Origin of the sequence: Sinorhizobium americanum, assembly GCF_001651855.1 — a bacterium.
Taxonomy (GTDB): Bacteria; Pseudomonadota; Alphaproteobacteria; order Rhizobiales; family Rhizobiaceae; genus Sinorhizobium; species Sinorhizobium americanum.
Genome location: NZ_LNQC01000081.1, coordinates 132,179 through 153,800 on the forward strand (window position 1 = coordinate 132,179; position 21,622 = coordinate 153,800).

Annotated in this window: 24 protein-coding genes; 14 read left to right on the top strand and 10 right to left on the bottom strand. The window is 63.1% G+C overall.

The window, feature by feature from the left end; genetic code table 11:
* The first annotated feature begins 14 nt into the window (after positions 1 to 14).
* From ATC00_RS29070 to ureG, 12 genes are all read left to right on the top strand, one after another.
* Positions 15 to 848 (top strand): urease accessory protein UreD, encoded by an 834-nt coding sequence (locus tag ATC00_RS29070; protein ID WP_132073777.1) that lies wholly within the window; start codon positions 15 to 17, stop codon positions 846 to 848.
* A 27-nt stretch (positions 849 to 875) separates the two neighbouring features.
* Complete coding sequence (locus ATC00_RS29075) at positions 876 to 1,178, top strand: urease subunit gamma (protein ID WP_064255337.1); 303 nt, start codon at positions 876 to 878, stop codon at positions 1,176 to 1,178.
* A gap of 9 nt (positions 1,179 to 1,187) precedes the next feature.
* Entirely contained in the window at positions 1,188 to 1,442 is a 255-nt protein-coding gene (locus ATC00_RS29080) for a DUF1272 domain-containing protein (RefSeq protein WP_037387675.1), read from the top strand.
* A gap of 12 nt (positions 1,443 to 1,454) precedes the next feature.
* Positions 1,455 to 1,760, top strand: coding sequence for an urease subunit beta (locus ATC00_RS29085; RefSeq protein ID WP_064255338.1), 306 nt, complete (start codon positions 1,455 to 1,457; stop codon positions 1,758 to 1,760).
* A complete protein-coding gene (locus ATC00_RS29090) occupies positions 1,757 to 2,176 on the top strand; it encodes a lysozyme inhibitor LprI family protein (protein ID WP_064255339.1) in 420 nt (139 codons plus the stop codon). Before ATC00_RS29085 ends, ATC00_RS29090 begins: the two co-directional genes overlap by 4 nt.
* 7 nt (positions 2,177 to 2,183) lie before the next feature.
* A complete protein-coding gene (locus ATC00_RS29095; RefSeq protein WP_064255340.1) occupies positions 2,184 to 2,828 on the top strand; it encodes a hypothetical protein in 645 nt (214 codons plus the stop codon).
* A gap of 4 nt (positions 2,829 to 2,832) precedes the next feature.
* The gene (ureC, locus tag ATC00_RS29100) at positions 2,833 to 4,545 is read left to right on the top strand and encodes an urease subunit alpha (RefSeq protein ID WP_064255341.1); all 1,713 of its coding nucleotides are present in this window, start codon (positions 2,833 to 2,835) and stop codon (positions 4,543 to 4,545) included.
* Between the two features lie 177 nt (positions 4,546 to 4,722).
* Positions 4,723 to 5,262 (top strand): peroxiredoxin, encoded by a 540-nt coding sequence (locus tag ATC00_RS29105; protein ID WP_037387665.1) that lies wholly within the window; start codon positions 4,723 to 4,725, stop codon positions 5,260 to 5,262.
* 125 nt (positions 5,263 to 5,387) lie between these two features.
* On the top strand, positions 5,388 to 5,684 hold the full coding sequence (locus ATC00_RS29110) for a putative quinol monooxygenase (protein WP_064255342.1): 297 nt from the start codon (positions 5,388 to 5,390) through the stop codon (positions 5,682 to 5,684).
* A gap of 1 nt (position 5,685) precedes the next feature.
* On the top strand, positions 5,686 to 6,165 hold the full coding sequence (gene ureE / locus ATC00_RS29115; RefSeq protein ID WP_037387660.1) for an urease accessory protein UreE: 480 nt from the start codon (positions 5,686 to 5,688) through the stop codon (positions 6,163 to 6,165).
* Positions 6,158 to 6,829: an urease accessory protein UreF gene (locus ATC00_RS29120; protein ID WP_064255431.1), complete on the top strand. Its 672-nt coding sequence runs from the start codon at positions 6,158 to 6,160 to the stop codon at positions 6,827 to 6,829. The genes ureE and ATC00_RS29120 overlap by 8 nt, the downstream gene beginning before the upstream one ends.
* A gap of 86 nt (positions 6,830 to 6,915) precedes the next feature.
* A complete protein-coding gene (ureG, locus tag ATC00_RS29125; protein ID WP_037387658.1) occupies positions 6,916 to 7,527 on the top strand; it encodes an urease accessory protein UreG in 612 nt (203 codons plus the stop codon).
* 10 nt (positions 7,528 to 7,537) lie between these two features.
* On the opposite strand, the gene ATC00_RS29130 is transcribed toward ureG, so the two are convergent.
* From ATC00_RS29130 to ATC00_RS29165, 8 genes are all read right to left on the bottom strand, one after another.
* Positions 7,538 to 8,218: a Crp/Fnr family transcriptional regulator gene (locus tag ATC00_RS29130; protein ID WP_064255343.1), complete on the bottom strand. Its 681-nt coding sequence runs from the start codon at positions 8,216 to 8,218 to the stop codon at positions 7,538 to 7,540.
* 146 nt (positions 8,219 to 8,364) lie between these two features.
* The gene (locus tag ATC00_RS29135; protein ID WP_064255344.1) at positions 8,365 to 11,676 is read right to left on the bottom strand and encodes an efflux RND transporter permease subunit; all 3,312 of its coding nucleotides are present in this window, start codon (positions 11,674 to 11,676) and stop codon (positions 8,365 to 8,367) included.
* Between the two features lie 14 nt (positions 11,677 to 11,690).
* The gene (locus ATC00_RS29140; protein ID WP_037387652.1) at positions 11,691 to 12,878 is read right to left on the bottom strand and encodes an efflux RND transporter periplasmic adaptor subunit; all 1,188 of its coding nucleotides are present in this window, start codon (positions 12,876 to 12,878) and stop codon (positions 11,691 to 11,693) included.
* A 424-nt stretch (positions 12,879 to 13,302) separates the two neighbouring features.
* Positions 13,303 to 14,295 (bottom strand): ABC transporter substrate-binding protein, encoded by a 993-nt coding sequence (locus ATC00_RS29145; protein ID WP_037387650.1) that lies wholly within the window; start codon positions 14,293 to 14,295, stop codon positions 13,303 to 13,305.
* A 29-nt stretch (positions 14,296 to 14,324) separates the two neighbouring features.
* Positions 14,325 to 15,194, bottom strand: a complete 870-nt coding sequence (locus ATC00_RS29150) for an ABC transporter permease (RefSeq protein WP_037387648.1) — start codon at positions 15,192 to 15,194, stop codon at positions 14,325 to 14,327.
* Complete coding sequence (locus tag ATC00_RS29155; RefSeq protein WP_064255345.1) at positions 15,191 to 16,075, bottom strand: ABC transporter permease; 885 nt, start codon at positions 16,073 to 16,075, stop codon at positions 15,191 to 15,193. The genes ATC00_RS29150 and ATC00_RS29155 overlap by 4 nt, the downstream gene beginning before the upstream one ends.
* A complete protein-coding gene (locus ATC00_RS29160; protein WP_234782439.1) occupies positions 16,068 to 16,520 on the bottom strand; it encodes a GNAT family N-acetyltransferase in 453 nt (150 codons plus the stop codon). Before ATC00_RS29160 ends, ATC00_RS29155 begins: the two co-directional genes overlap by 8 nt.
* Before the next feature lie 40 nt (positions 16,521 to 16,560).
* A complete protein-coding gene (locus tag ATC00_RS29165; protein ID WP_064255347.1) occupies positions 16,561 to 17,352 on the bottom strand; it encodes an ABC transporter ATP-binding protein in 792 nt (263 codons plus the stop codon).
* A gap of 121 nt (positions 17,353 to 17,473) precedes the next feature.
* Between ATC00_RS29165 and ATC00_RS29170 the strand changes: the two genes are divergently transcribed.
* Positions 17,474 to 17,908: a cupin domain-containing protein gene (locus ATC00_RS29170; RefSeq protein WP_037387642.1), complete on the top strand. Its 435-nt coding sequence runs from the start codon at positions 17,474 to 17,476 to the stop codon at positions 17,906 to 17,908.
* Positions 17,909 to 17,930: 22 nt separating this feature from the next.
* Here the strand turns inward: ATC00_RS29170 and hydA are convergent, their stop codons facing one another.
* Both hydA and ATC00_RS29180 read right to left on the bottom strand, forming a co-directional pair.
* Positions 17,931 to 19,385, bottom strand: a complete 1,455-nt coding sequence (hydA, locus tag ATC00_RS29175) for a dihydropyrimidinase (RefSeq protein ID WP_064255348.1) — start codon at positions 19,383 to 19,385, stop codon at positions 17,931 to 17,933.
* An 81-nt stretch (positions 19,386 to 19,466) separates the two neighbouring features.
* Positions 19,467 to 20,717 (bottom strand): Zn-dependent hydrolase, encoded by a 1,251-nt coding sequence (locus ATC00_RS29180; protein WP_037387638.1) that lies wholly within the window; start codon positions 20,715 to 20,717, stop codon positions 19,467 to 19,469.
* A 262-nt stretch (positions 20,718 to 20,979) separates the two neighbouring features.
* On the opposite strand from ATC00_RS29180, the gene rutR reads away from it, so the two are divergent.
* Entirely contained in the window at positions 20,980 to 21,621 is a 642-nt protein-coding gene (gene rutR / locus ATC00_RS29185; protein ID WP_012708997.1) for an HTH-type transcriptional regulator RutR, read from the top strand.
* The last annotated feature ends 1 nt before the right edge of the window (position 21,622 follow it).

Sequence of the window (21,622 nt, forward strand, 5' to 3'; positions counted from 1 at the left end):
GATATCTGAGCACCTTGAGTGACGCGGCGATCATCGCTCCGCAAAGGGCGTGGGGAAAAGGGCGGCTTGTTGCCAAGTCCGAACGCGGACGCACGCGCATCGCCGAGCTCTATCAGGAAGGCTGCGCCAAGATCCGTTTGCCGAAGACCTTCGATGCCTCGATGGAAGCGGTGCTCATCAACTCCTCGGGCGGCGTTACCGGCGGCGACCGGCTCGAATGGGGCTTCGAAGCCGGCGAGGGGACCGACCTCACGCTGACCACGCAGGCCTGCGAGAAGATCTATAAGGCGAGCGCCGGCACGGCCGCGATCGCGACACACATCTCCGTCGCCGCCGGAGCGCGGGTCGATTGGCTGCCGCAGGAAACGATCCTCTTCGACCGCGCCTCGCTGTCGCGCTCGCTCGAGGTAGAGCTGGCGCCCGATGCAAGCTTTCTCGCGGTCGAGGCGGTGCTCCTCGGCCGCAAGGCGATGGGCGAGGCGGTGCATGGCGGGCTGTTTCGCGATCGCTGGCGCGTGCGGAGCGGTGGCAGGTTGGTGCATGCCGAGGATCTGACACTTGCCGGCGATATTGCAGGGCTTGCTGCAAGGCCGGCGACGCTCGGCGGCGCGGCTGCCTTCGCCACTTTGCTTTACGTCGCGGCCGATTGTGAAGCCATGCTTTCAAAGCTGCGCACAATACTCGCGCCGGTGGTGCAGGCGGGCGTCAGCCACTACAAGGTCGGCGGCTGCGACAAGCTCGTCGCCCGTGTCGCCGCGGCCGATGGATTTGCGCTTAGAAAAATCCTGATCCCGCTCATTTCGCACTTGCGTAAGGACGCATCTGTGCCGAAAGTCTGGACTCTCTGATCCCGCAATAAATCCGGATAGCGACGCATGAATCTCACTCCGCGCGAAAAGGACAAGCTGTTGATTTCCATGGCGGCAATGGTCGCGCGCCGACGTCTGGAGCGAGGCGTCAAGCTTAACCATCCGGAGGCCATCGCCCTCATCACCGATTTCGTCGTCGAGGGTGCGCGCGACGGCCGGTCCGTCGCTGAGTTGATGGAGGCGGGCGCCCATGTGCTGGCCCGCGACCAGGTCATGGAAGGCATCCCGGAGATGATCCACGACATCCAGATCGAGGCGACCTTCCCGGATGGGACGAAGCTCGTCACCGTTCACGAGCCCATCCGCTAGGAGACAACGATGCTGAGCTTGCGCCCGAACTGCGAATGCTGCGATCGCGACCTGCCGCCCGAAAGCCGGGAGGCGATGATCTGCACTTTCGAATGCACTTTTTGCGCCGATTGCGCCGAGGGGAAGCTCGGCGGGATCTGCCCAAACTGCAGCGGCGAGCTGGTCCGCCGTCCTGTGCGGCCGACGGCAATGCTCAAGAAATATCCGGCCTCGACCGAGCGCGTGCTGAAGCCGCAAGGCTGCGCGCCGGAAAAGGCCGCGTAAGGAGAGACGAGCATGATCCCAGGCGAGATCATCGCGTCCGCGGGCGACATCGAACTCAATGTCGGTCTTCCGACGATCACCATCGAAGTCTCGAACTCCGGCGACCGGCCGGTCCAGGTCGGCAGCCACTACCATTTCGCGGAAACGAACGCCGGACTGATCTTCGATCGTGACGCGGCGCGCGGCAAGCGGCTCGATATTCCGGCCGGCACCGCCGTACGCTTCGAGCCCGGGCAGACGCGGCAGGTCACGCTGATCCCGCTTTCCGGCAAGCGCGAGGTTTTCGGATTCCGCCAGCAGGTCATGGGCAAGCTATGAGAGCGGTCGCACCCGCCATCGGGCTGCTGCTCTTTCTTGCGACGTCTAGCTTCGCTCAGGAGCCTGAGGTGGACTGCCAAAAGGCGGAGACGCAGATGGATTTGAACATTTGCGCTGATCGGGAATACCAGGCCGCGGATGCGGACTTGAACAAAATCTACAACCAGGCGATGGCCGTGATGCGGCAAACTGACAAGGAACTCGGTGACATCGACGCGGCTCATGTCGGCGCCATCGAGGCATTGAAAAAGGCGCAGCGGGCCTGGATCGGCTACCGCGACGGCGAGTGCGAGCTCGCCGGCTTCGAGGCGCGGGGCGGCTCGATGGAGCCCATGCTCGTCTCGGGTTGCCTCGCAGAGCTGACCCGAAAGCGCACCGCCGAACTCAAGGAACTTCTTGAGGCGCAGGGGAACTAAAGTGTTGATGGGCCGGCGCGTCATGATCGTGGGCAATGGCGAGGTGCCGGAGGGTGCTGCCGCCGCGATCGATGCCGCCGACCTGGTGATTCGCTTCAACGATTGCCGCTCGGTCGGCCGGGGCGGCACTCGGACCGACATCGTTGCCGTCTGCAACACGGGCCGCCCGGCTCTTGCAATGCTCGGCGGTGGCCGCTGGAAGACGAGCGAGCCGGTGCGTCAGGCCCGCGAGATCTGGAGCGTGCGTTCCGCTGCCAAGTTCGCGGCGATGCGGGCAGATCTTGCCAATACCCATCCGGGCCTCGACGATTTCTGTGACGACTACACCACCGGTTTCGAGAGTTTCGCGCGGCTGACCGGACGGCGTCACCGGGTCGTGCCGCCAGAGACGCACGAGCGGCTGGAGCAAGATCTCGCCCGTTTCGCGCCGCCGCCTTACGTCGCCCCCTCGAGTGGCCTGGTGGTGATCGCCGATATTCTGTCCGGCATCGCTTCCGCCGGCGACGAGATCGTGCTCGCCGGTTTTGGTCACACCGGTTGGGAGTGGCATCCCTTCGCTGCCGAGCGGCGCTATGTCGATGCGCATGCCGCTGCAGGCCGCCTCCGTCGCCTCAATCCATTGCCTTCGTCAGACTTGTCCCAAGGAGCCTGAACCCATGTCCTACAAAATGTCGCGCGCGGCCTATGCCAACATGTTCGGTCCGACCGTGGGCGACAAGGTACGGCTAGCCGATACCGAGCTCTTCATCGAGGTCGAGAAGGACTTCACGATCTATGGCGAGGAAGTGAAGTTCGGCGGCGGCAAGGTCATCCGCGACGGCATGGGGCAGAGCCAGGTGACGCGCGAGGGCGGCGCGGTCGATACGGTCATCACCAATGCGCTGATCGTCGACCACTGGGGCATCGTCAAGGCGGATATCGGCCTGAAGGACGGGCGGGTCGCGGCAATAGGAAAAGCCGGCAATCCCGACACGCAGTCGGGCGTGAACATCATCGTCGGGCCGGGCACCGAGGCGATCGCCGGCGAGGGCAAGATCGTCACGGCCGGCGGAATGGACAGCCATATCCACTTCATCTGCCCGCAGCAGATCGAAGAGGCGCTGATGAGCGGGCTCACCTGCATGCTCGGCGGCGGCACGGGGCCGGCGCACGGCACGCTCGCCACCACCTGCACGCCGGGGCCCTGGCACATCGCGCGGATGATCGAGGCGGCCGATGCGTTCCCGATGAACCTCGCCTTCGCCGGCAAGGGCAACGCCTCGCTGCCGGGCGCGCTCGTCGAAATGGTGCTCGGCGGTGCCACTTCGCTAAAGCTTCACGAGGACTGGGGTACGACGCCGGGGGCGATCGACTGCTGCCTCTCGGTCGCCGACGAATACGACGTGCAGGTGATGATCCACACCGACACGCTGAACGAGAGCGGCTTCGTCGAGGACACGATCGCGGCGATCAAGGGCCGGACCATCCACGCCTTCCACACGGAAGGGGCGGGTGGCGGCCACGCGCCGGATATCATCAAGATCTGCGGCCAGCCGAACGTCATCCCGTCGTCGACCAATCCGACGCGGCCATATACTCAGAACACGCTTGCCGAACATCTTGACATGCTGATGGTCTGCCACCACCTGTCCGCGTCCATTCCCGAGGACATCGCCTTCGCCGAGAGCCGCATCCGCAAGGAGACGATCGCGGCGGAAGACATTCTCCACGATATCGGTGCCTTCTCGATCATCTCCTCCGACAGCCAGGCCATGGGCCGCGTCGGCGAGGTGGCGATCCGCACCTGGCAGACGGCAGACAAGATGAAGCGCCAGCGCGGCCGGCTGCAGGAGGAGACCGGTGACAACGACAATTTCCGCGTCAAGCGCTACGTCGCCAAATACACGATCAACCCGGCGATCGCCCATGGCCTCAGCCATGAGATCGGTTCGCTGGAAGTCGGCAAGCGCGCCGACCTCGTCATCTGGAACCCGGCCTTTTTCGGCGTGAAGCCGGACATGGTGCTGCTCGGCGGCACGATCGCGGCCGCCCCGATGGGCGACCCGAATGCTTCTATCCCGACGCCGCAGCCGGTCCATTACCGGCCGATGTTCGGCGCCTATGGCCGTAGCCGGACGAATTCCTCCGTCACCTTCGTCTCGCAGGCCTCGCTCGATGCGGGGCTCGCCGGAAGGCTCGGCGTCGCCAAGGAACTCGTCGCCGTCCAGAACACCCGCGGTGGCATCGGCAAGGCGTCGATGATCCACAACAGGCTGACGCCGCATATCGAGGTTGATCCGGAAACCTACGAGGTGCGCGCCGACGGCGTGCTGCTGACCTGCGAACCGGCGACGGTGCTGCCGATGGCGCAGCGGTACTTCCTGTTCTAGACATCCCAGAATGGGCTGCAGCCATGCGGCATTCACATGGCTGCCATGCGATGCCGTCCCGATCCGCGCTTTGATGCTGCACTGCAGCGGAAACTCCGATAGAAGGGGCCTTCCCTTTCGCCGGCGGTTGCTTTCTCCCAAGACTTGACGCCGGCTGCCCACTCGAAGGAGATGATGATGCTCGGCAGAAAAGTTCCCGTTGTAACCTTCCGCACCCGCGTCCGCGACGAATCCGTCGGCGGCCCCAATCCGTTCCGCTGGCAGGACGTTTCGTCGAACGATTATTTCGCCGGCAAGCGCGTCGTGCTGTTTTCGCTGCCGGGCGCCTTCACCCCGACCTGCTCGACCTATCAGCTGCCGGATTTCGAGAAGCTGACGACCGAGTTCCGTGCGCTCGGGATCGACGAGATCTATTGCATCTCGGTCAACGACGCCTTCGTCATGAACGCCTGGGGCAAATCGCAGGGATTGGAAAACGTCAAGCTCATTCCGGATGGTTCGGGCGAGTTCACCCGCAAGATGGGCATGCTGGTCGCCAAGGACAATCTCGGCTTCGGCATGCGCTCCTGGCGCTACGCCGCCGTCGTCAACAATGGTACGGTCGAGCAGTGGTTCGAAGAGGAAGGCTATTCCGACAATTGCGATAGCGACCCCTATGGCGTTTCTTCGCCGCAGAAGATTCTCGAGGCGCTGAAGTCGCAGAAGATCGCTGCCTGATACGGCATTGTGATTGTATGCCCCGCCGCCGCAAGCAGGTTGGAAAGTCGCTGCGATTTTCCTCTTGCTGCTGGCGGCGGGGCTTTTTCTTGTTAATGTGAGGCCCGTCGGAGGTACGGAATTCAATGGTTTACGTCATCGCATATCTGAAGGCGCATGCGGGCAAGGGCGACGACGTCGTGGCCCGTGCCACACCGCTGATCGAGGCCACCTGCAACGAGGAGGGCTGCATCAGCTACGATCTCTATCGAAAGCCCGCCGAACCGGACGCGCTCGTCTTCGTCGAGACATGGAAGAGCCGGGCGGCCCTCGATGCGCATTTCGCCGAACCGCATCTGAAGGCCTTCCAGGCGGCGATGGCCGACCTCCTCGTCGAAGCGCGTGTCGAGGTCGTGCATCCGGAAAAGGTCGAGGTCGTCTGACGTGCCCTATCGTTCGACGGAAATCCTCTCTCCCGGCGCCGCCGATAGCGCGCCGCTTCACCGGGTAACGCTCACCCACGACCAGCGGCATCTGCGCCGCAAGCTCCTGCATCTCGAAAACGAGGATGTGGTGATGCTCGATCTCAAGGAGCCGGTGATGCTCGCCGACGGCGACCTGCTGGTGCTGGAGGGCGGCGGCTATATTGAAGTGAAAGCGGCTGAGGAGGCGCTCTACGAAATCCTTCCACGCGACGGGCTGCATCTGATCGAACTGGCCTGGCATCTCGGCAACCGGCACCTGCCGGCCGCGATCGAGCAGCGGCGGATCTTGATTGCCCGCGATGCCGTCATCCGTGCCATGCTCGAAGGACTCGGAGCGACGGTAAGCGAAGTGGTCGAGCCCTTTCACCCCTTGCGTGGCGCCTATCACGGCACCGGCCATCACCACCATGGACACGGTCACCACCACGACCATGGCTGACGAGGCCGCCACGCAGGCCCTGCTGCGCCTCGTCACCTGGCTCTCGCCCGCCTTTCCGGTCGGCGCCTTTTCCTATTCCGGCGGATTGGAGCAGGCGGTTCATGACGGCCTCGTGGCGAGTGCAGGCGATCTGCGGCAGTGGCTGGAAACGCTGATGAACCGCGGCTCGATCTGGAACGACGCGCTGCTGCTGGCGGAAAGCTATCGCGGCCATGACGATCCGGCACGGCTGCGGGCAGTCGCCGAACTCGCCGAGGCGCTTGCCGGCTCGCGCGAGCGGCACATGGAAACCATGCTTCTTGGCGAGGCGTTTCTTGCCGCCGCCGGCCACTGGCCGCACCCGGTGCTGGAGACGCTCGGATCGACGGCAGCCTATCCGGTGGCGGTTGGTGCCGTCGCCGGTGCGCATCGGACCGGATTTGAGCCGACGATCGCGGCATTTCTCAACGCAACGGCATCGAATGCCGTATCGGTCGCCATTCGTTGCAGCGTCATCGGCCAGCGCGACGGCGTCGGCCTGTTTGCCGGGCTGGAGGCGGCAATTGCGGCCGTGGCCGCTCGCGCAACGCGCGGCTCGCTCGACGACCTTGGGTCGGCGGCGATCATGGCCGATATTGCATCGCTCAGACATGAAACCCTGCATTCGCGCCTGTTTCGTTCATGATGCATGTCGCCCAAAAGTGGCGACGGTTTTGGGCCAACGACATGCATGGAAAGCAAAGACTCAGGCGCCCGGAAAGGACATAGAAAATGCCATCGAAAAACGGTCCCCTTCGCGTCGGCATCGGCGGCCCGGTCGGGTCCGGCAAGACGGCGCTGACCGACAAGCTGTGCAAGGCGATGCGCGAAAAATATTCGGTCGCCGTCGTCACCAACGATATCTACACGAAGGAGGATGCCGAGGCGCTGGTGCGCATGCAGGCGCTGCCTTCGGAGCGGATCGTCGGCGTCGAGACCGGCGGCTGCCCGCACACAGCCATTCGCGAAGACGCCTCGATCAATCTCCAGGCGATCGCCGAGCTCAACCGCCGCATCCCCGATCTCGACGTGGTCTTCATTGAATCGGGCGGCGACAATCTTGCGGCGACATTCTCGCCCGATCTGGCAGACCTGACGATCTATGTAATCTCCGTCTGCCAGGGCGAGGAAATTCCGCGCAAGGGAGGTCCGGGGATCACCAAGTCCGATCTGCTGGTAATCAACAAGAAGGATCTCGCCCCTTACGTTGGCGCAGACCTCGAGGTGATGGAGCGTGACGCGACGCGCATGCGCGCCGCAAAGCCGTTCGTGTTTTCCGACATGAAGCGCGGCGACGGGATCGACCGGATCGTCGAATTCCTTTCCTTGCAGGGCGGCCTCTAGGCTCGGAACCTTAAAACTGTTCGAGCGCCTGACGGTCGCGAATTTCGATCACCCGGCCCTTCACCACGACCCCCGACTGACGAAGCGTGGAGAAGGCGCGCGACAGTGCCTCGGGGGCGAGGCCGAGTTTGCCGGCGAGTACGCTTTTTTGAAACGGCAGACGAAAGGAGAAGCTCTCGGAACCGTTCGGGCAATGGCTCAAGATGTAGTTCGCGACACGCTGCGGTGCGGTGAGTAGGCGGTCTTCGGCAAGGCAGTCCTCGGCCAGCTTGCCGTGGTGACAAAGAAGCTCGAGGAGCGCTTGGGCAACAGCCGTGTCTTCGGCTGCAAGCCGGCGCAGCTTGGCGCCTTCCAGCCGGGCGATGATCGACGGTTCGGCGGCCTGGGCATTGGCGGTCGCGCGGCGATCCAGGAATATGGCGTTGACGCCGATCAATTCGCCCCTCGGGAAAACTGCGACATCGGCTTCGCGGCCGTCCTTGCCCAGACGATAGAGGCGGACTAATCCCGAGAGGACGACGAGAACATCGTCGAGCGGGTCGTCCTGGCGGAACAGGGTATCGTGCGTTTCGTGCGTCGATACTGTCGCGCCCTCGACAATTGCCTCTATCGCGGTTCGCGGCAGCCGCGAGAAGAAGCGCGCATTGAGGAGGATGGCCCGGTCGCTGGAGGTCAATCGCAAGGTCTTCATACCGCTCGTCCGAAAAGATCGTGACTAAGCTAGCGGTTCCTCGCCGGTCTTAAATTGACCCGTATCAAACAACTTCGCAAAAAGAGGCGCTGCTGCCCGTCCTTGCTCGGCACGGTGCAGCAGCGCTGTTCTGAGAGTGGACGATCCTATTCGGCGGCAAGTGCCGGATGGCTGATGACCTTGCGGTCGGACTTGCCGCGCCGCTCCGCCTCGAGCGCCTTGACGCGCTCCTCCAGGCTTTCGATCGTCGTGCCCTGTTCGGCGGCGAGTTTGCTCAGCGCCTCGCGGTCGAGCGGCAGATCTTCCTCCTCCTTCTTGCCGACCATACGGCCGAAGACCCAGGCGAGAAGACGCGACAGGTCGTCCATGATCAGGAAGAAGGAGGGGACGACGACGAGGCTGAGCACCGTCGAGACAATGATGCCGCCGATGACGGCGATCGCCATCGGGGCGCGGAACGATCCGCCTTCACCGACGCCGAGCGCCGACGGTAACATGCCTGCCGACATGGCGATTGAGGTCATGACGATTGGGCGGGCGCGCTTGCGGCCCGCTTCGACCATCGCCAGCGTCCGGTCCATGCCGTGATGCATCATCTCGATTCCGAAATCGACGAGCAGGATGGCGTTCTTGGTAACGATGCCCATCAGCATCAGGATGCCGATGAGCACCGGCATTGAAAGCGCGTTCTGCGTCAGGATGAGCGCCGCCGCAACGCCGCCGATCGCCAGCGGCAGCGAGAACAGGATGGTGAAGGGCTGGATCACATCCTTGAACAGGAGGATGAGCACGACCAGCACCATCATCAGGCCCAAGAGCATGGCGTTGCCGAAGCTCTGCTGCATCTCCGCCTGAACTTCGGCGTCACCGCTCTCGAGGAACTCGACAGTCGCCGGCAGATTCGCATCGGCTGCTGTCGCCTTGAAGCGGGCCGATGCGGTATCGAGTGCAACGCCCACGGGCAGGTCGGCGCCGAGCTTGACGACGCGATAGCGGTCGTAGCGCTTGATGGAGCTCGGCCCCTCCGCGTAGTTGATGTCGGCGACGCTCGAAAGCGGAACGGTCGCGCCGGATGCCGTCTGGACCTTGAGGTTGCGGATCGCCGCGAGATCGGTACGGAAATCGCGATTGAGCTGGACCCGGATCGGGATCAGGCGCCCATCGAGCGCAATCTTCGTGAGCAGTGCGTCGATATCGCCGATCGTCGCGACCCGAATGACTTCGGATATTTGTGCTGTCGTGATGCCGAGACGGGACATCTGTTCGTCACGCGGGCGGATCTGCAGTTCCGGCCGCGGCAGCGCGCCGTCGGGGCTCACATTGGCAAGCGACGGGTCGCGGCGCAGCTTTGCTTCCAGAATGGCCACGGCCCGGTCCAGATCTGCTTCGTTGCTGGAAAGCAGGTTGAACGACAGGTCGCGCTCGCCGCGATCGTTGAGTTTCGTAACGCGAAGGTCCGGGATCGATTGCAGCCGAGCGAGAATTTCCTTCTCGATTTGCGACTGCGGCTTGGTGCGGCCCGCCGGCGGCAACTTTGGCAAATATTCGCCGATTACCGGCGTGCGGCCGATCACGTCGTTGACCACCTTGTTGACGAGCGAATGGTCGAGCTTCTTCAGGAGCACCGTGACGGCGGCGCGGCGCAGTTCGAGATCGCCCTTCGGCGAGGCGCCGCCGAGCACGAAGACGTTCTCGACGCCGTCAATATCCTTGATGCGGTTATAAATCTCCGTCGTCGTCCGCTCGGTATCCGCAAGCATCGCGTCCGGCGGCAATTCGATCGACAGGCTGACACGTGAATTGTCCTCCGGCGGCAGGAAGCTGCCCGGCACGAAGACGAGCAAGGCGATCACAGAACCGACCGAAAGCGCGATTGCCACAAGCAGTGTCGAATAACGCGTGTACCAGCGTTTCGTGGTGAAGCGCACGACGTGCATGTACTGGCGCATCATGAAGCCGTCGTCGTCGTGATGACCGCCGACATCCGTCGGTTTCATCAGATAGGCGGCCATCACCGGCGTGATGAAACGGGCGACCAGCAGCGAGAAGAAGACGGACACGGCCACCGTCAGGCCGAACTGGATGAAGTACTGGCCTGGAATGCCCGGCATGAAGGAGACGGGCACGAAGACGGCGATGATGGTGAAGGTGGTGGCGATGACCGCGAGGCCGATCTCGTCCGCCGCTTCGATTGCGGCCTTGTAGGGCGACTTGCCCATGCGGATGTGACGCTCGATGTTCTCGATCTCGACAATCGCGTCGTCGACGAGGATACCGGTCGCGAGGGTCATCGCCAGGAAGCTGACGAGGTTCAGCGAGAAGCCGAGGAGTTCCATAACCCAGAAGGTCGGGATGGCCGAAAGCGGCAGGGCAACGGCCGAGATCAGCGTGGCGCGCCAGTTGCGCAGGAACAGCATCACGACCACGACGGCAAGCAGCGCGCCCTCGATCAGTGTATGAATAGCCGCCTCGTAGTTGCCGTAGGTGTAGTAAACCGAATCGTCGACCATCTCGATGGTGACGTCCGGGTGCTTGGCGCGGATTTCGTCGAGTGTCTTGGCAACGGTTTCGGCGACGCTGACCTCGCTCGCGCCCTTGGCGCGGAACACCGCGAATGTGACGCCGGGATGGCCGTTGAAGCGCGAGAAGGACTTCGGCTCCTCGTAGGTATCGGTAACCTTGCCAAGCTCCGACAGACGAACGAAACGTCCGTTCGGCAGCGAGACCATTGTATTGGCGAGCTGGGAAACATCGCGGGCGTCGCCGAGCGTGCGGATCGCCTGTTCGCTGCCGCCGACCTGACCGCGGCCCGAGCCGAGATCCATGTTCATGCGACGGAGCTGGCCGTTGACGTCGGCGGCGGTGATTCCGAAGGAATTCAAACGATCTTCATCGAGTTCGATGCGGACTTCGCGGTCGGACCCGCCGTAGCGGTCGATGCGGCCGATGCCGCTCTGGCCCTGGATGGCACGCTTGATCGTGTCGTCGACGAACCAGGACAGCTCCTCGAGCGTCATGCCGGGAGAGGAGACGGAGAAGGTCTGGATCGCCTGACCTTCGACATCGACCTTCGAGACGATTGGTTCCTCAATGGAGGTCGGAAGATCACCGCGGATGCGGTCGATCGCGTCCTTCACATCCTGCACGGCCTGCGCCGTCGGCACTTCCATGCGGAAGATGACAGCGGTGGTTGAACTGCCGTCGGTGATCGTCGATTCGATGTGGTCGACGCCGGAGACACCGGCGACCGCGTCCTCGATCTCCTTGGTGACCTGGGTCTCGAGCTCGGCAGGCGCGGCGCCGCTCTGGGCGACGGCGACCGAGACGATCGGCACGTCGATGTTCGGGAAGCGGGTAATCGGCAGCGAATTGAAGGACTGCCAGCCGAGCACGACAAGCACGAAAAACGCCAGAATCGGTGCGACCGGATTGCGGATGGACCAGGCGGAGAAGTTCATGGTCTCTGTTCCCGTCAATTGGTTATCGGCTGGTCGGACTTGACCGGATTGATCCGGTCGCCGTCACGCACATAGGCGCCGGCCTTGGCCACGGCCTGCTCGCCCGGCTTGAGGCCGGAAAGGATCTCGACGAACTGCCCGTCCTGAATGCCGGTCTCGACCGGAACCAGGCGCACGATACCGTTTTCGACCTTGCGCACGATGGTCTTGCCGTCTTCCGATGTAACGGCGGTTTGCGGCAAGACGACAGTCTGCTTCTCTTCGACCGTGATCACCGCACTCGCATACATCCCGGCGCGCGCCTCGGTCGTGTCGGTCAGGCTGATATGAACCTTGCCGAGGCGCGTGTCGGCATCGACTGTCGGCGCGATCAGGCGGATCTTGCCCTCGACCGTCGCATTGCTTCCGGCGAGCTTCACCGTTGCCGGCTGCCCGACGGCAAGCTTGACGATATCGGACTCGGCGACATCGGCCTTCATCTCGATCGCACCGTCGCGGATCATCGCGAAGAGCGGCTCGCCATTGCCGCTGGCGATCGCGCCGACCTTGGCGTTCTTGGCCGAGATCACGCCGCTGACCGGCGCCTTCACCTCGGTGCGGGCAAGCCTGAGGTCGATATCGTCGATCTGCGTCTGGACAACCTTGATGTCCGCTCTCGCAACGCCCACCGATTGCTCAGCCGAGCGAAGGCGGGCGCGCGTGGCGGCGGCGAGTGCCTTCAGGCGGTCCGCTTCGGCGGTCGATACAGTGCCGTTCTCCGAAAGCCGTACGGCGCGATCGGCGACGCGCGTCGCCTCTTCGGAATTCGCGGTCGCTTCGGCAAGCTGCGCGTTGAGCTGTGCCAGCGAGGCTTCCGCCTTGGCGAGATTGGCTTCGAACTGGCTCTTCTGCAGGAGCAGCGCGTCATCGTTGAGAACGATGAGGATGCTACCCGCCTCGACGCGGTCGCCGACATCGACATTCAACGAGCGGATCGAAAGCCCGTCGACGAGCGGTGCGACATAGGTTTCCTCGACCGCCTCGATCGAGCCGGTGGCAAGGACCCGGTCGCTGATCTTGCCTTCTGCCGCTTCCGTCACAACGATCGATGGCAGTGCCTGCGGCGGCTGCGGCTTTGCGGCCTCCTCGGCCGATACGCCCGAAAATGCGCCCAGCGTGATTGCTACGCATGCACCGAGAAGAGGAAGAAGTTTCTGAGCCATCGGCCTATCGTCCTGACAGAAGTAAATCATGCTGCCTCGCCGCTCATCAAGGGCGAAGCTCCGCCTGCAATCATGCTATTTCCTGCGTGTTCCGCCCGGTATCGCGATCCACGCACTCGCAAATGTCCGACCCAAGGTCTCAAACCGCAGGCGCCGGCAGGGAGAGATTTGCTCAAGGAGGTGAGTTCAACGAAAACTGGTTCCTCCCTGCACCCGCTCTCCAGTCAAACGTTCCGGGCTATGTAAGCGCGGTAGCAAATGCTTACAAGGGCCAAGAAGCGATGGTGCCTCAATATTTTTTGTCCGCCGTCTTTTGCGAGGCTATAGTGGGGCGAGCTAAATGCAAGCTTAACAACCGGGACGAGTTGTCAAAAGGCGCGCGGCATACTGCCGCGCGCCTCTCAATCGGTCCTGCTGCCGCAGTTTACTTCAGCGCTGCGTCGGTGATCTCATGAGTCCAGGCGCCTTCCGGTTCCTTGGAGATCACCGGATCGGAGCCGCCGGAGAGCAGGGACTGGACCGTACGCTTGTAGTCGGCCTCGTCGAGCGCGCCGTTCGAACCCGCCGTCAGCTTGGCGATTTCGCCCATCATGCGCTTCTGGTGCTTTTCCGTCTGGGCACCGGTGGAGTCGTTTTCGAGCACGATGTCCGCCGCTTCGTCCGGATTCTCCTCGGCATATTTCCAGCCCTTCATCGATGCGCGGACGAACTTCACCATCTTTTCCTTGAAGGCCGCATCCTTGAGCTTGTCCTCGAGGACATAGAGGCCGTCCTCGAGGGTGGCTACGCCCTGGTCTTCGTATTTGAAGGTGACGAGATCCTCCGCCTTGATGCCCGCGTCGATGACCTGCCAATATTCATTGTAGGTCATGGTCGAAATGCAGGCCGCCTGCTTCTGGATCAGCGGGTCGACGTTGAAGCCCTGCTTCAGGACGGTCACGCCGTTCGGGCCGCCATCGGTTGGGATTTTCAGTTGCGCCATCCAGGAGAGGAACGGGTACTCGTTGCCGAAGAACCAGACGCCGAGCGTCTTGCCCTTGAAATCCTCGGGAGTCTTCACGCCCGATTCCTTGAGACAGGTGAGCATCATGCCGGATTTCTTGAACGGCTGGGCGATGTTGACGAGCGGCACGCCCTTTTCGCGGGTGGCGAGAGCGGACGGCATCCAGTCGACAATGACGTCGGCGCCGCCGCCGGCGATCACCTGCGGCGGAGCAATGTCCGGACCGCCGGGCTTGATGTCGACGTCGAGGCTCTCTTCCTCGTAAAACCCCTTGTCCTTGGCGACGTAGTAGCCGGCGAACTGGGCCTGCGTCACCCATTTCAATTGCAGCGTGACCTTGTCGGCGGCATTGGCGTGGAAGGCGGCAAGCGAAAAGACGCCCGCTGCCAGCAGAGATGCAAGTTTTTTGTTCATGTCAGTTCCCTCTTATCATTGCTTGATTGTCAGGCTCGGCCACTGCGGATGGACGGATGCCAGAAGGTGACGGCGCGCTCGATGAGCGCGACCACCCCGTAGAAGGCGGAGCCAGCCACCGCCGCAACGGCGATTTCGGCCCAGACCATGTCGACGTTCATGCGCCCCACTTCCGTGGAGATCCGGAAACCCATGCCGACAATGGGCGTTCCGAAAAACTCGGCCACAATCGCGCCGATCAGCGCCAGCGTCGAGTTAATCTTGAGTGCGTTGAAAATGAATGGCCACGCAGCGGGCAGCCGCAGCTTGATGAGCGTCTGCCACCAGGTGGCGGCATAGGTGCGCATCAGGTCGCGCTCCATATGGCTCGCGGTGGCAAGGCCCGACACGGTGTTCACCAGCATCGGGAAGAAGGTCATGATGACGACCACGGCGACCTTCGACTGCCAGTCGAAGCCGAACCACATGACCATGATCGGCGCGACGCCAATGACGGGGAGGGCGGAAACGAAGTTGCCGAGCGGCAGCAGACCTTTCTGCAGGAAGGGGGAGCGGTCGATGAGGATCGCCACCAGGAAACCGAGGCCGCAGCCGAGCGCATAGCCGGTCAGCACGGATTTCAGGAAGGTCTGGCGGAAATCGGCCGCAAGCGTCGGCAGCGAATTGACGAGCCGCTCCCAGATCATCGATGGTGCCGGCAGCAGCACGGAGGGAACCGCAAAGCCGCGGACGATGCCTTCCCACAGGACCAGGATCGTGACGCCGAAGATGAGCGGCACCGCGAAGCGCGCCGCACTGTTCGCCGCTTCGCTCTCAAAGCGCTGGCGGACCAGCCATTCGTTGACGGCCCAGGCGATCAGCCAGAAGAAAACAGCGCCGGCGAGAGCGGGAAGATTCATGGCTTGGCTCCCATGCGCTTGAGGACGGCGGTGTGCGCGAAACCGACGACCATGACGAGAACTGCCGCAAGGGCAGCCGCCATGAACAATGCCGCCCAGATCTGCACGGTCTGGCCGTAATAGGAGCCTGCAAGCAGCCGCGCACCGAGCCCCGCCACGGCCCCGGTCGGCAGTTCGCCGACAATGGCGCCGACGAGCGAGATGGCGACGGCGACCTTTAGCGAGGTGAAGAGATAGGGCATGGAGGAGGGCCAGCGCAGCTTCCAGAAGGTCTGCGCCGCCGAGGCATTGTAGGTATGCATCAGGTCGAGCTGGATCGTTTCGGGACTGCGCAATCCCTTGACCATGCCGACCACCACCGGGAAGAACGACAGATAGGTGGAGATCAACGCCTTCGGCAAGAGGCCGGCGATGCCGATCGCATTCAAGACGACGATGATCATCGGCGCGATCGCCAGGATCGGGATCGTCTGGCTGGCGATCACCCAGGGCATCAGCGAGCGGTCCATGGCGCGATTGTGAACGATGCCAACGGCGAGAAGCACGCCGAGTGCGGCGCCGATGCCGAAGCCGAGCAGGGTGGCCGACAGCGTGATCCATGCGTGATAGACGAGGCTGCGCTTCGAGGTGATCGCCTTGTTGACGGTCGTGTCCCAGATTTCGGCGATGACCTGGTGCGGCGCTGGCAGCACCGGTCTTTCCTGCGCCATTGTGTTCCTGACGAGGTCGGAATACGCGATCTCGGTGCCGGCGCGCGCCGCCGTGTCGCGCTCGAAGGGCGCGTTGAGGAAGATGACGGCGACGTACCAGACGGCGATCAGAAGCAGGACGACGGTGGAGATCGGGACGAGCTTGTCGCGGAGGAAGCTGGGTTTATACATCACTGCCTCCGGTCCCAAGTATCGCCTCTTTTGAGGCGAGGGGGCGCCAAAGATAGAGAATATCCGGCAAGCCTTCCTCGTTGTCGCCGCTCGTTCGGCGTATCGGCACGAAGCCCTGGCGTTGGTAAAAGCGCTGGGCGCGGGCATTTTCTGCAAAGGTCCAAAGCTTGAGCTCGCCCTTTGCCCGCCTCTTCGCTTCGCTGAGTAGGGCAGCCCCGATTCCCGCGCCCCTGTGGGATGGATCGAGATAGAGCGCCGACACAAATCGCTCCTCGGCGAGCGCGAGAAAGCCTGCAATTTCGCCTTGGGACTCGGCAATGATGACCGTGCCGTTTGCAAAGAGCGTTTCCCGGTAATGGCGCTCTACATCCTCGGGCGCATGGATCCTCGGCATCCAGACCGTAGCATCCACCCAGCGATTGAAGATGTCGGCGCAGGCTTTCATGTCCGCCAAGGTTGCATCCCGACAGCGAACTTGGGCGGCACTATTCATCATAGCTGTGCCCCGCCCTGAGTCCCTCGCGCACCCGGTGGGCGATCTCCAGAAACTCCGGCGTTTCGCGGATGCCGAGCGGCCGTTCCCTCGGCAGCGTCGATTCGATGATGTCGGTCACCCGGCCGGGGCGCGGGCTCATCACGACGATCTTGGTCGAGAGGTAGACGGCCTCCGGGATCGAATGGGTGACGAAACAGATCGTCTTGTCGGTGCGCGCCCAGAGCTTCAGGAGCTGTTCGTTCAGGTGGTCGCGAACGATTTCGTCGAGGGCGCCGAAAGGCTCGTCCATCAGCAGCAGGTCGGCGTCGAAGGCGAGCGCGCGGGCAATCGAGGCGCGCTGCTGCATGCCGCCGGAAAGCTGCCATGGGTATTTCTTGCCGAAGCCCGTGAGGTTGACGAGCTCCAGCGTCCGTTCGATGCGCGCCTTCTGCTCGTGCCCGGAATGGCCCATGATCTCGAGCGGCAGCGCGATGTTCTTCTCGATCGTCCGCCAGGGATAGAGCGCCGCCGCCTGGAACACGTAGCCATAGGCGCGATTGTGGCGGGCCTCTTCCGGAGTCATCCCGTTGACGGTGATCGCTCCGGCGGTCGGCGTCTCGAGGTCGGCGATGATGCGCAGGAATGTCGTCTTGCCGCACCCCGAAGGGCCGATGAAGGAGACGAAGTCGCCCTTGGCGACGTCGAGGTTCACGCCTGTGAGCGCATTGACCGGTCCGTCGCTGGTCTGAAACGTCAGGCCGAGATTTCGGGCCGAGACCACGGAGGCGGGATTGGATGTCATGGATGGATTCTCATTATGTCTTGCCTGTGCCAGACTGCTATCGGGGCCAGCAACTTGCAATCGCGGATTTGCCGCAGAAGGCTCCTGTTCAAGGTTTTTCAGCGAATTCTGGAGAACGGTCATGTCTCGATCATCCAATCCTGGCTGTCGCGTGGTGCGGCCGGGCAGTGGCTATGCCGGCAAGCAGGGGCTCAACTATTTCGAAGGCATTGCCGCGGAGACGGTGGGCTCCACCGGCATCTGCATGCATCTCTTGACCATGCCGCCCGGTGCGCGCGCCAAGGCGCATCTGCACGAGAGCCATGAGACGGCGATCTACGTGCTTGCCGGCGAGGCCCATACCTGGTTCGGCGACCGCCTCGAGGAGCATGTGATCGTCAGGGCCGGCGAAATGTTCTACATTCCAGCCGGCGTGCCGCACCTGCCGGCGAACCTCTCGGGCGCACCTTGCACGGCGGTCATTGCCCGGACAGATCCGAAGGAGCAGGAAAGCGTCGTGCTGCTGCCGGAACTCGACGGGCTGGTACCGGCCGATCCTCTCACACGTGGCGGGTGACGAATGCAGCATCTGAAATCCGTCAGACGCCGGTTGCCGGAATGCCGCTGCGCTGCACGGCGCGCGGTGCGGTCACTTCCTTCCAGGTCGACAGCGCCGTGCTGACCGCCGGGAAGGGATCGCGCCGGACGAATTCGCCGTGGCCTTCCTGCGTCTTCACCGCCCCTTCCTCGATCGCGACGACGCCGCGCGTCAACGTGAAGCGGGGGAGGCCGGTGACGGTCTTGCCCTCGAAGACGTTGTAGTCGATCGCCGATTGCTGGCTGTTCGCCGCAATCGTCTTCGACCGTTTCGGATCCCAGACGACGAGGTCGGCATCGGCTCCGACGAGGATCGCGCCCTTCTTCGGATAGATGTTGAGGATCTTGGCGATGTTGGTGGACGTCACCGCGACGAATTCGTTCATGGTGATGCGGCCGGTATTGACGCCATAGGTCCAGAGCATCGGCATGCGGTCCTCGAGCCCGCCCGTGCCGTTGGGGATCTTGGTGAAATCGCCGACGCCGAAGCGCTTCTGCGCCGTCGTGAAGGCGCAATGGTCGGTCGCCACCACCTGCAGCGAACCGGAGGCAAGGCCTGCCCAAAGGCTGTCCTGATGCCGCTTGTTGCGGAAGGGCGGCGACATCACCCGGCGGGCCGCATGATCCCAGTCCTTGCTGAAATATTCCGTCTCGTCGAGCGTCAGATGCTGGATCAAGGGCTCGCCGAAGACGCGCATGCCCTTGGCGCGGGCCCGCCGGATCGCCTCATGCGCCTGCTCGCAGGAGGTATGGACGACATAGACGGGACAGCCGGCCATGTCGGCGATCATGATGGCGCGGTTGGTGGCCTCGCCCTCGACCTCGGCCGGCCGCGAATAGGCGTGCGCCTCCGGGCCGCTATTGCCCTCGGCAAGGAGCTTCGCCTGAAGCTGGGCGACCACGTCGCCGTTTTCGGCGTGGACCAGCGGCAGGGCACCGAGCGCCGCGCAGCGCTGGAAGGAAGAGAACATCTCGTCGTCGTCCACCATCAGCGCGCCCTTATAGGCCATGAAGTGCTTGAAGGTGTTGATGCCCTTGTCCTTGACGATCGCCTCCATCTCGTTGAAGACCTGCTCGCTCCACCAGGTGATCGCCATGTGGAAGGAATAGTCGCAATTGGCGCGGGTCGATTTGTTGTCCCACATGGTCAGCGCCTCGAGCAGCGACTGGCCGGGCGAGGGGAGCGCGAAATCGACGACCATGGTCGTGCCGCCGGCAAGCGCCGCCCTGGTGCCGCTTTCGAAATCGTCGGAGGAATAGGTGCCCATGAAGGGCATTTCGAGATGCGTGTGCGGATCGATGCCGCCCGGCATGATGTAGCAGCCGGTCGCATCCAGCGTCTCGGTGCCGGAGAGATTGGGCCCGATTTCAACGATCTTGCCGCCTTCGACCTTGACGTCGGCCTTGTAGGTCAGGTCGGCGGTAACGATGGTTCCACCCTTGATGACAGTGCTCATTGGATATCTTCCTCTGGATGGTGCTTCGGCGGCCGGAGCCACCAAGTAAAAAGGGCGGAACTTGTCGTCCCGCCCGCAAACTCACTCGACGATCTCGGCCGTTTCCAGAACAGCGTGGAAAAGAACGTCGGCGCCGGCGGCGGCCCATTCCTTGGAAATGTCCTCCGCCTCGTTGTGGCTGAGCCCATCGACGCAGGGACACATGATCATCGTCGTCGGCGCGACCTTGGCCGCCCAGCAGGCATCGTGGCCGGCGCCGGAGATGAGGTTCATGTTGCTATAGCCGAGCTTCTCGGCCGCGCCGCGCACGGTGGCGACCAGCTTCGGATCGAAGGTGACCGGGTCGAAATGGCCGACCGCCTCGATCGAACAGCCGACGCCGAGTGCCTCGGCAATCTTCGGCGCCTCGGCCTCGATCCGCGCGCGCATGCCGTCGAGCTTCGCCTGGTCCGGCGAGCGGATGTCGACGGTGAAGACGACCTTGCCCGGCAATACGTTGCGGGAATTGGGCGAGAAGAACATCTGCCCGACGCCGCCGACGGCGCCCGGCTGGCTTTCCATCGCGACCGTCTGGACCATTTCGAGGATGCGCGCCATGGCGAGGCCGGCATTGACGCGCATGTTCATCGGTGTCGAGCCGGTATGGGCCTCCTTGCCGGTGAGCGTGAATTCCAGCCACCAAAGGCCCTGACAGTGGGTGACGACGCCGATCTGCTTGTTCTCGGCCTCGAGGATCGGCCCCTGCTCGATGTGATATTCAAAATAGGCGTGCATCTTTCGGGCACCGACCTCCTCGTCGCCGACCCAGCCGATGCGCTTCAATTCGTCGCCGAAGCTTTTTCCTTCCGGATCCTTGCGGGCATAGGCGTAATCGAGCGTGTGAACGCCGGCGAAGACGCCCGAGGCGAGCATCGCCGGCGCGAAGCGGGCGCCTTCCTCATTGGTCCAGTTGGTGACCACGATCGGGTGCTTCGTCTTGATGCCGAGGTCGTTCAGGGTGCGGATAACTTCGAGGCCGCTCAGGACGCCGAGCACGCCGTCATATTTGCCGCCGGTCGGCTGCGTGTCGAGATGGGAGCCGATATGGACGGGAAGCGCGTCGGGATCGGTGCCGGGGCGGGTCATGAACATGGTGCCCATCTTGTCGACGCCCATGGAAAGCCCGGCCTTGTCGCACCAGGATTGGAAGAGCCGGCGGCCCTCGCCGTCGGCGTCCGTCAAGGTCTGGCGATTGTTGCCGCCGGCAACGCCGGGGCCGATCTTCGCCATTTCCATCAACGAATCCCATAGGCGGTCGGCATTGACGCGCCTATTCTCGCCAGGTGCAGCCATGGCGCTCTCCTTTTTTGTCGGCTAGACCCACGCCGGGATAGCCATGTTCCCGTCGGTCAAATCGGAGCTTTGTCTTTCATGCCCTTCGATCAGCCGTTGCCTTTGTCGGCAATCTGACTGATAATTTGACCGGTTGGTAAACATTACAACTTCCGTAGCTGCACTCAAGCCGGAAAACGAAAAAAACGAGGTTGTTGCCCAATGGATGGCGCGTCCGAAATTTGGGCAGAACGCGACGGTGCGGTCATCGGCAGGGGGAGAGATGGTACTTCCAAGGGCGGCGAAAACCCAGAGGCGCACTCGTATCCAGGAGGAGAAGGAGGAGCGGATCCTCGAAGCGGCGCTGGAGGTCTTTTCGGCGAGCGGCTTCCGCGGCTCGACTATCGACCAGATCGCCGAGGTGGCGGGGATGTCGAAGCCGAACCTGCTCTATTACTTCCGCACGAAGGAAGCCATGCACCGCGCCTTGATCGACCGCGTCCTCGATACCTGGCTCGATCCACTGCGCGAATTCAACGCCGAGGGCAATCCGGTCGCCGAGATCCGCAGCTATATCCGGCGCAAGCTCGAGATGGCGCGGGATTTCCCACGGGAAAGCCGTCTGTTCGCCAATGAAGTGCTGCAGGGCGCTCCCCATATCGAAGACGAGCTGAAGGGGCCGCTGAAGCAATTGGTTGACGAAAAGGCCGAGGTCATCCGGGCCTGGGCGAAGGCCGGCAAGATCGCCAATTGCGATCCCTATCACCTGATCTTCGCGATCTGGTCGACGACGCAGCACTACGCCGATTTCGACGTCCAGGTGCGGGCGGTGCTCGGCCAGGAGCACGCGGGCGAGGGGCGCTTCGAGGATGCGGCGCGTTTTCTCGAGCGGCTCTTCGTCGATGGGCTACAGGTGCGCGAGTAGC

Coding starts and splice junctions, on each gene's coding strand:
- ATC00_RS29090 (WP_064255339.1), top strand. CDS start 1,757: ATGAGAGCGGTCGCACCCGCCATCGGGCTGCTGCTCTTTCTTGCGACG.
- ATC00_RS29165 (WP_064255347.1), bottom strand. CDS start 17,352: ATGACATCCAATCCCGCCTCCGTGGTCTCGGCCCGAAATCTCGGCCTG.
- ATC00_RS29150 (WP_037387648.1), bottom strand. CDS start 15,194: ATGAATCTTCCCGCTCTCGCCGGCGCTGTTTTCTTCTGGCTGATCGCC.
- ATC00_RS29110 (WP_064255342.1), top strand. CDS start 5,388: ATGGTTTACGTCATCGCATATCTGAAGGCGCATGCGGGCAAGGGCGAC.
- ATC00_RS29140 (WP_037387652.1), bottom strand. CDS start 12,878: ATGGCTCAGAAACTTCTTCCTCTTCTCGGTGCATGCGTAGCAATCACG.
- ATC00_RS29105 (WP_037387665.1), top strand. CDS start 4,723: ATGCTCGGCAGAAAAGTTCCCGTTGTAACCTTCCGCACCCGCGTCCGC.
- ATC00_RS29155 (WP_064255345.1), bottom strand. CDS start 16,075: ATGTATAAACCCAGCTTCCTCCGCGACAAGCTCGTCCCGATCTCCACC.
- ATC00_RS29180 (WP_037387638.1), bottom strand. CDS start 20,717: ATGGCTGCACCTGGCGAGAATAGGCGCGTCAATGCCGACCGCCTATGG.
- ATC00_RS29160 (WP_234782439.1), bottom strand. CDS start 16,520: ATGAAAGCCTGCGCCGACATCTTCAATCGCTGGGTGGATGCTACGGTC.
- ATC00_RS29080 (WP_037387675.1), top strand. CDS start 1,188: ATGCTGAGCTTGCGCCCGAACTGCGAATGCTGCGATCGCGACCTGCCG.
- hydA (WP_064255348.1), bottom strand. CDS start 19,385: ATGAGCACTGTCATCAAGGGTGGAACCATCGTTACCGCCGACCTGACC.
- ATC00_RS29095 (WP_064255340.1), top strand. CDS start 2,184: ATGGGCCGGCGCGTCATGATCGTGGGCAATGGCGAGGTGCCGGAGGGT.
- ATC00_RS29120 (WP_064255431.1), top strand. CDS start 6,158: ATGGCTGACGAGGCCGCCACGCAGGCCCTGCTGCGCCTCGTCACCTGG.
- ATC00_RS29075 (WP_064255337.1), top strand. CDS start 876: ATGAATCTCACTCCGCGCGAAAAGGACAAGCTGTTGATTTCCATGGCG.
- ureC (WP_064255341.1), top strand. CDS start 2,833: ATGTCCTACAAAATGTCGCGCGCGGCCTATGCCAACATGTTCGGTCCG.
- ATC00_RS29145 (WP_037387650.1), bottom strand. CDS start 14,295: ATGAACAAAAAACTTGCATCTCTGCTGGCAGCGGGCGTCTTTTCGCTT.
- ureG (WP_037387658.1), top strand. CDS start 6,916: ATGCCATCGAAAAACGGTCCCCTTCGCGTCGGCATCGGCGGCCCGGTC.
- ATC00_RS29130 (WP_064255343.1), bottom strand. CDS start 8,218: ATGAAGACCTTGCGATTGACCTCCAGCGACCGGGCCATCCTCCTCAAT.
- ATC00_RS29085 (WP_064255338.1), top strand. CDS start 1,455: ATGATCCCAGGCGAGATCATCGCGTCCGCGGGCGACATCGAACTCAAT.
- rutR (WP_012708997.1), top strand. CDS start 20,980: ATGGTACTTCCAAGGGCGGCGAAAACCCAGAGGCGCACTCGTATCCAG.
- ATC00_RS29135 (WP_064255344.1), bottom strand. CDS start 11,676: ATGAACTTCTCCGCCTGGTCCATCCGCAATCCGGTCGCACCGATTCTG.
- ATC00_RS29170 (WP_037387642.1), top strand. CDS start 17,474: ATGTCTCGATCATCCAATCCTGGCTGTCGCGTGGTGCGGCCGGGCAGT.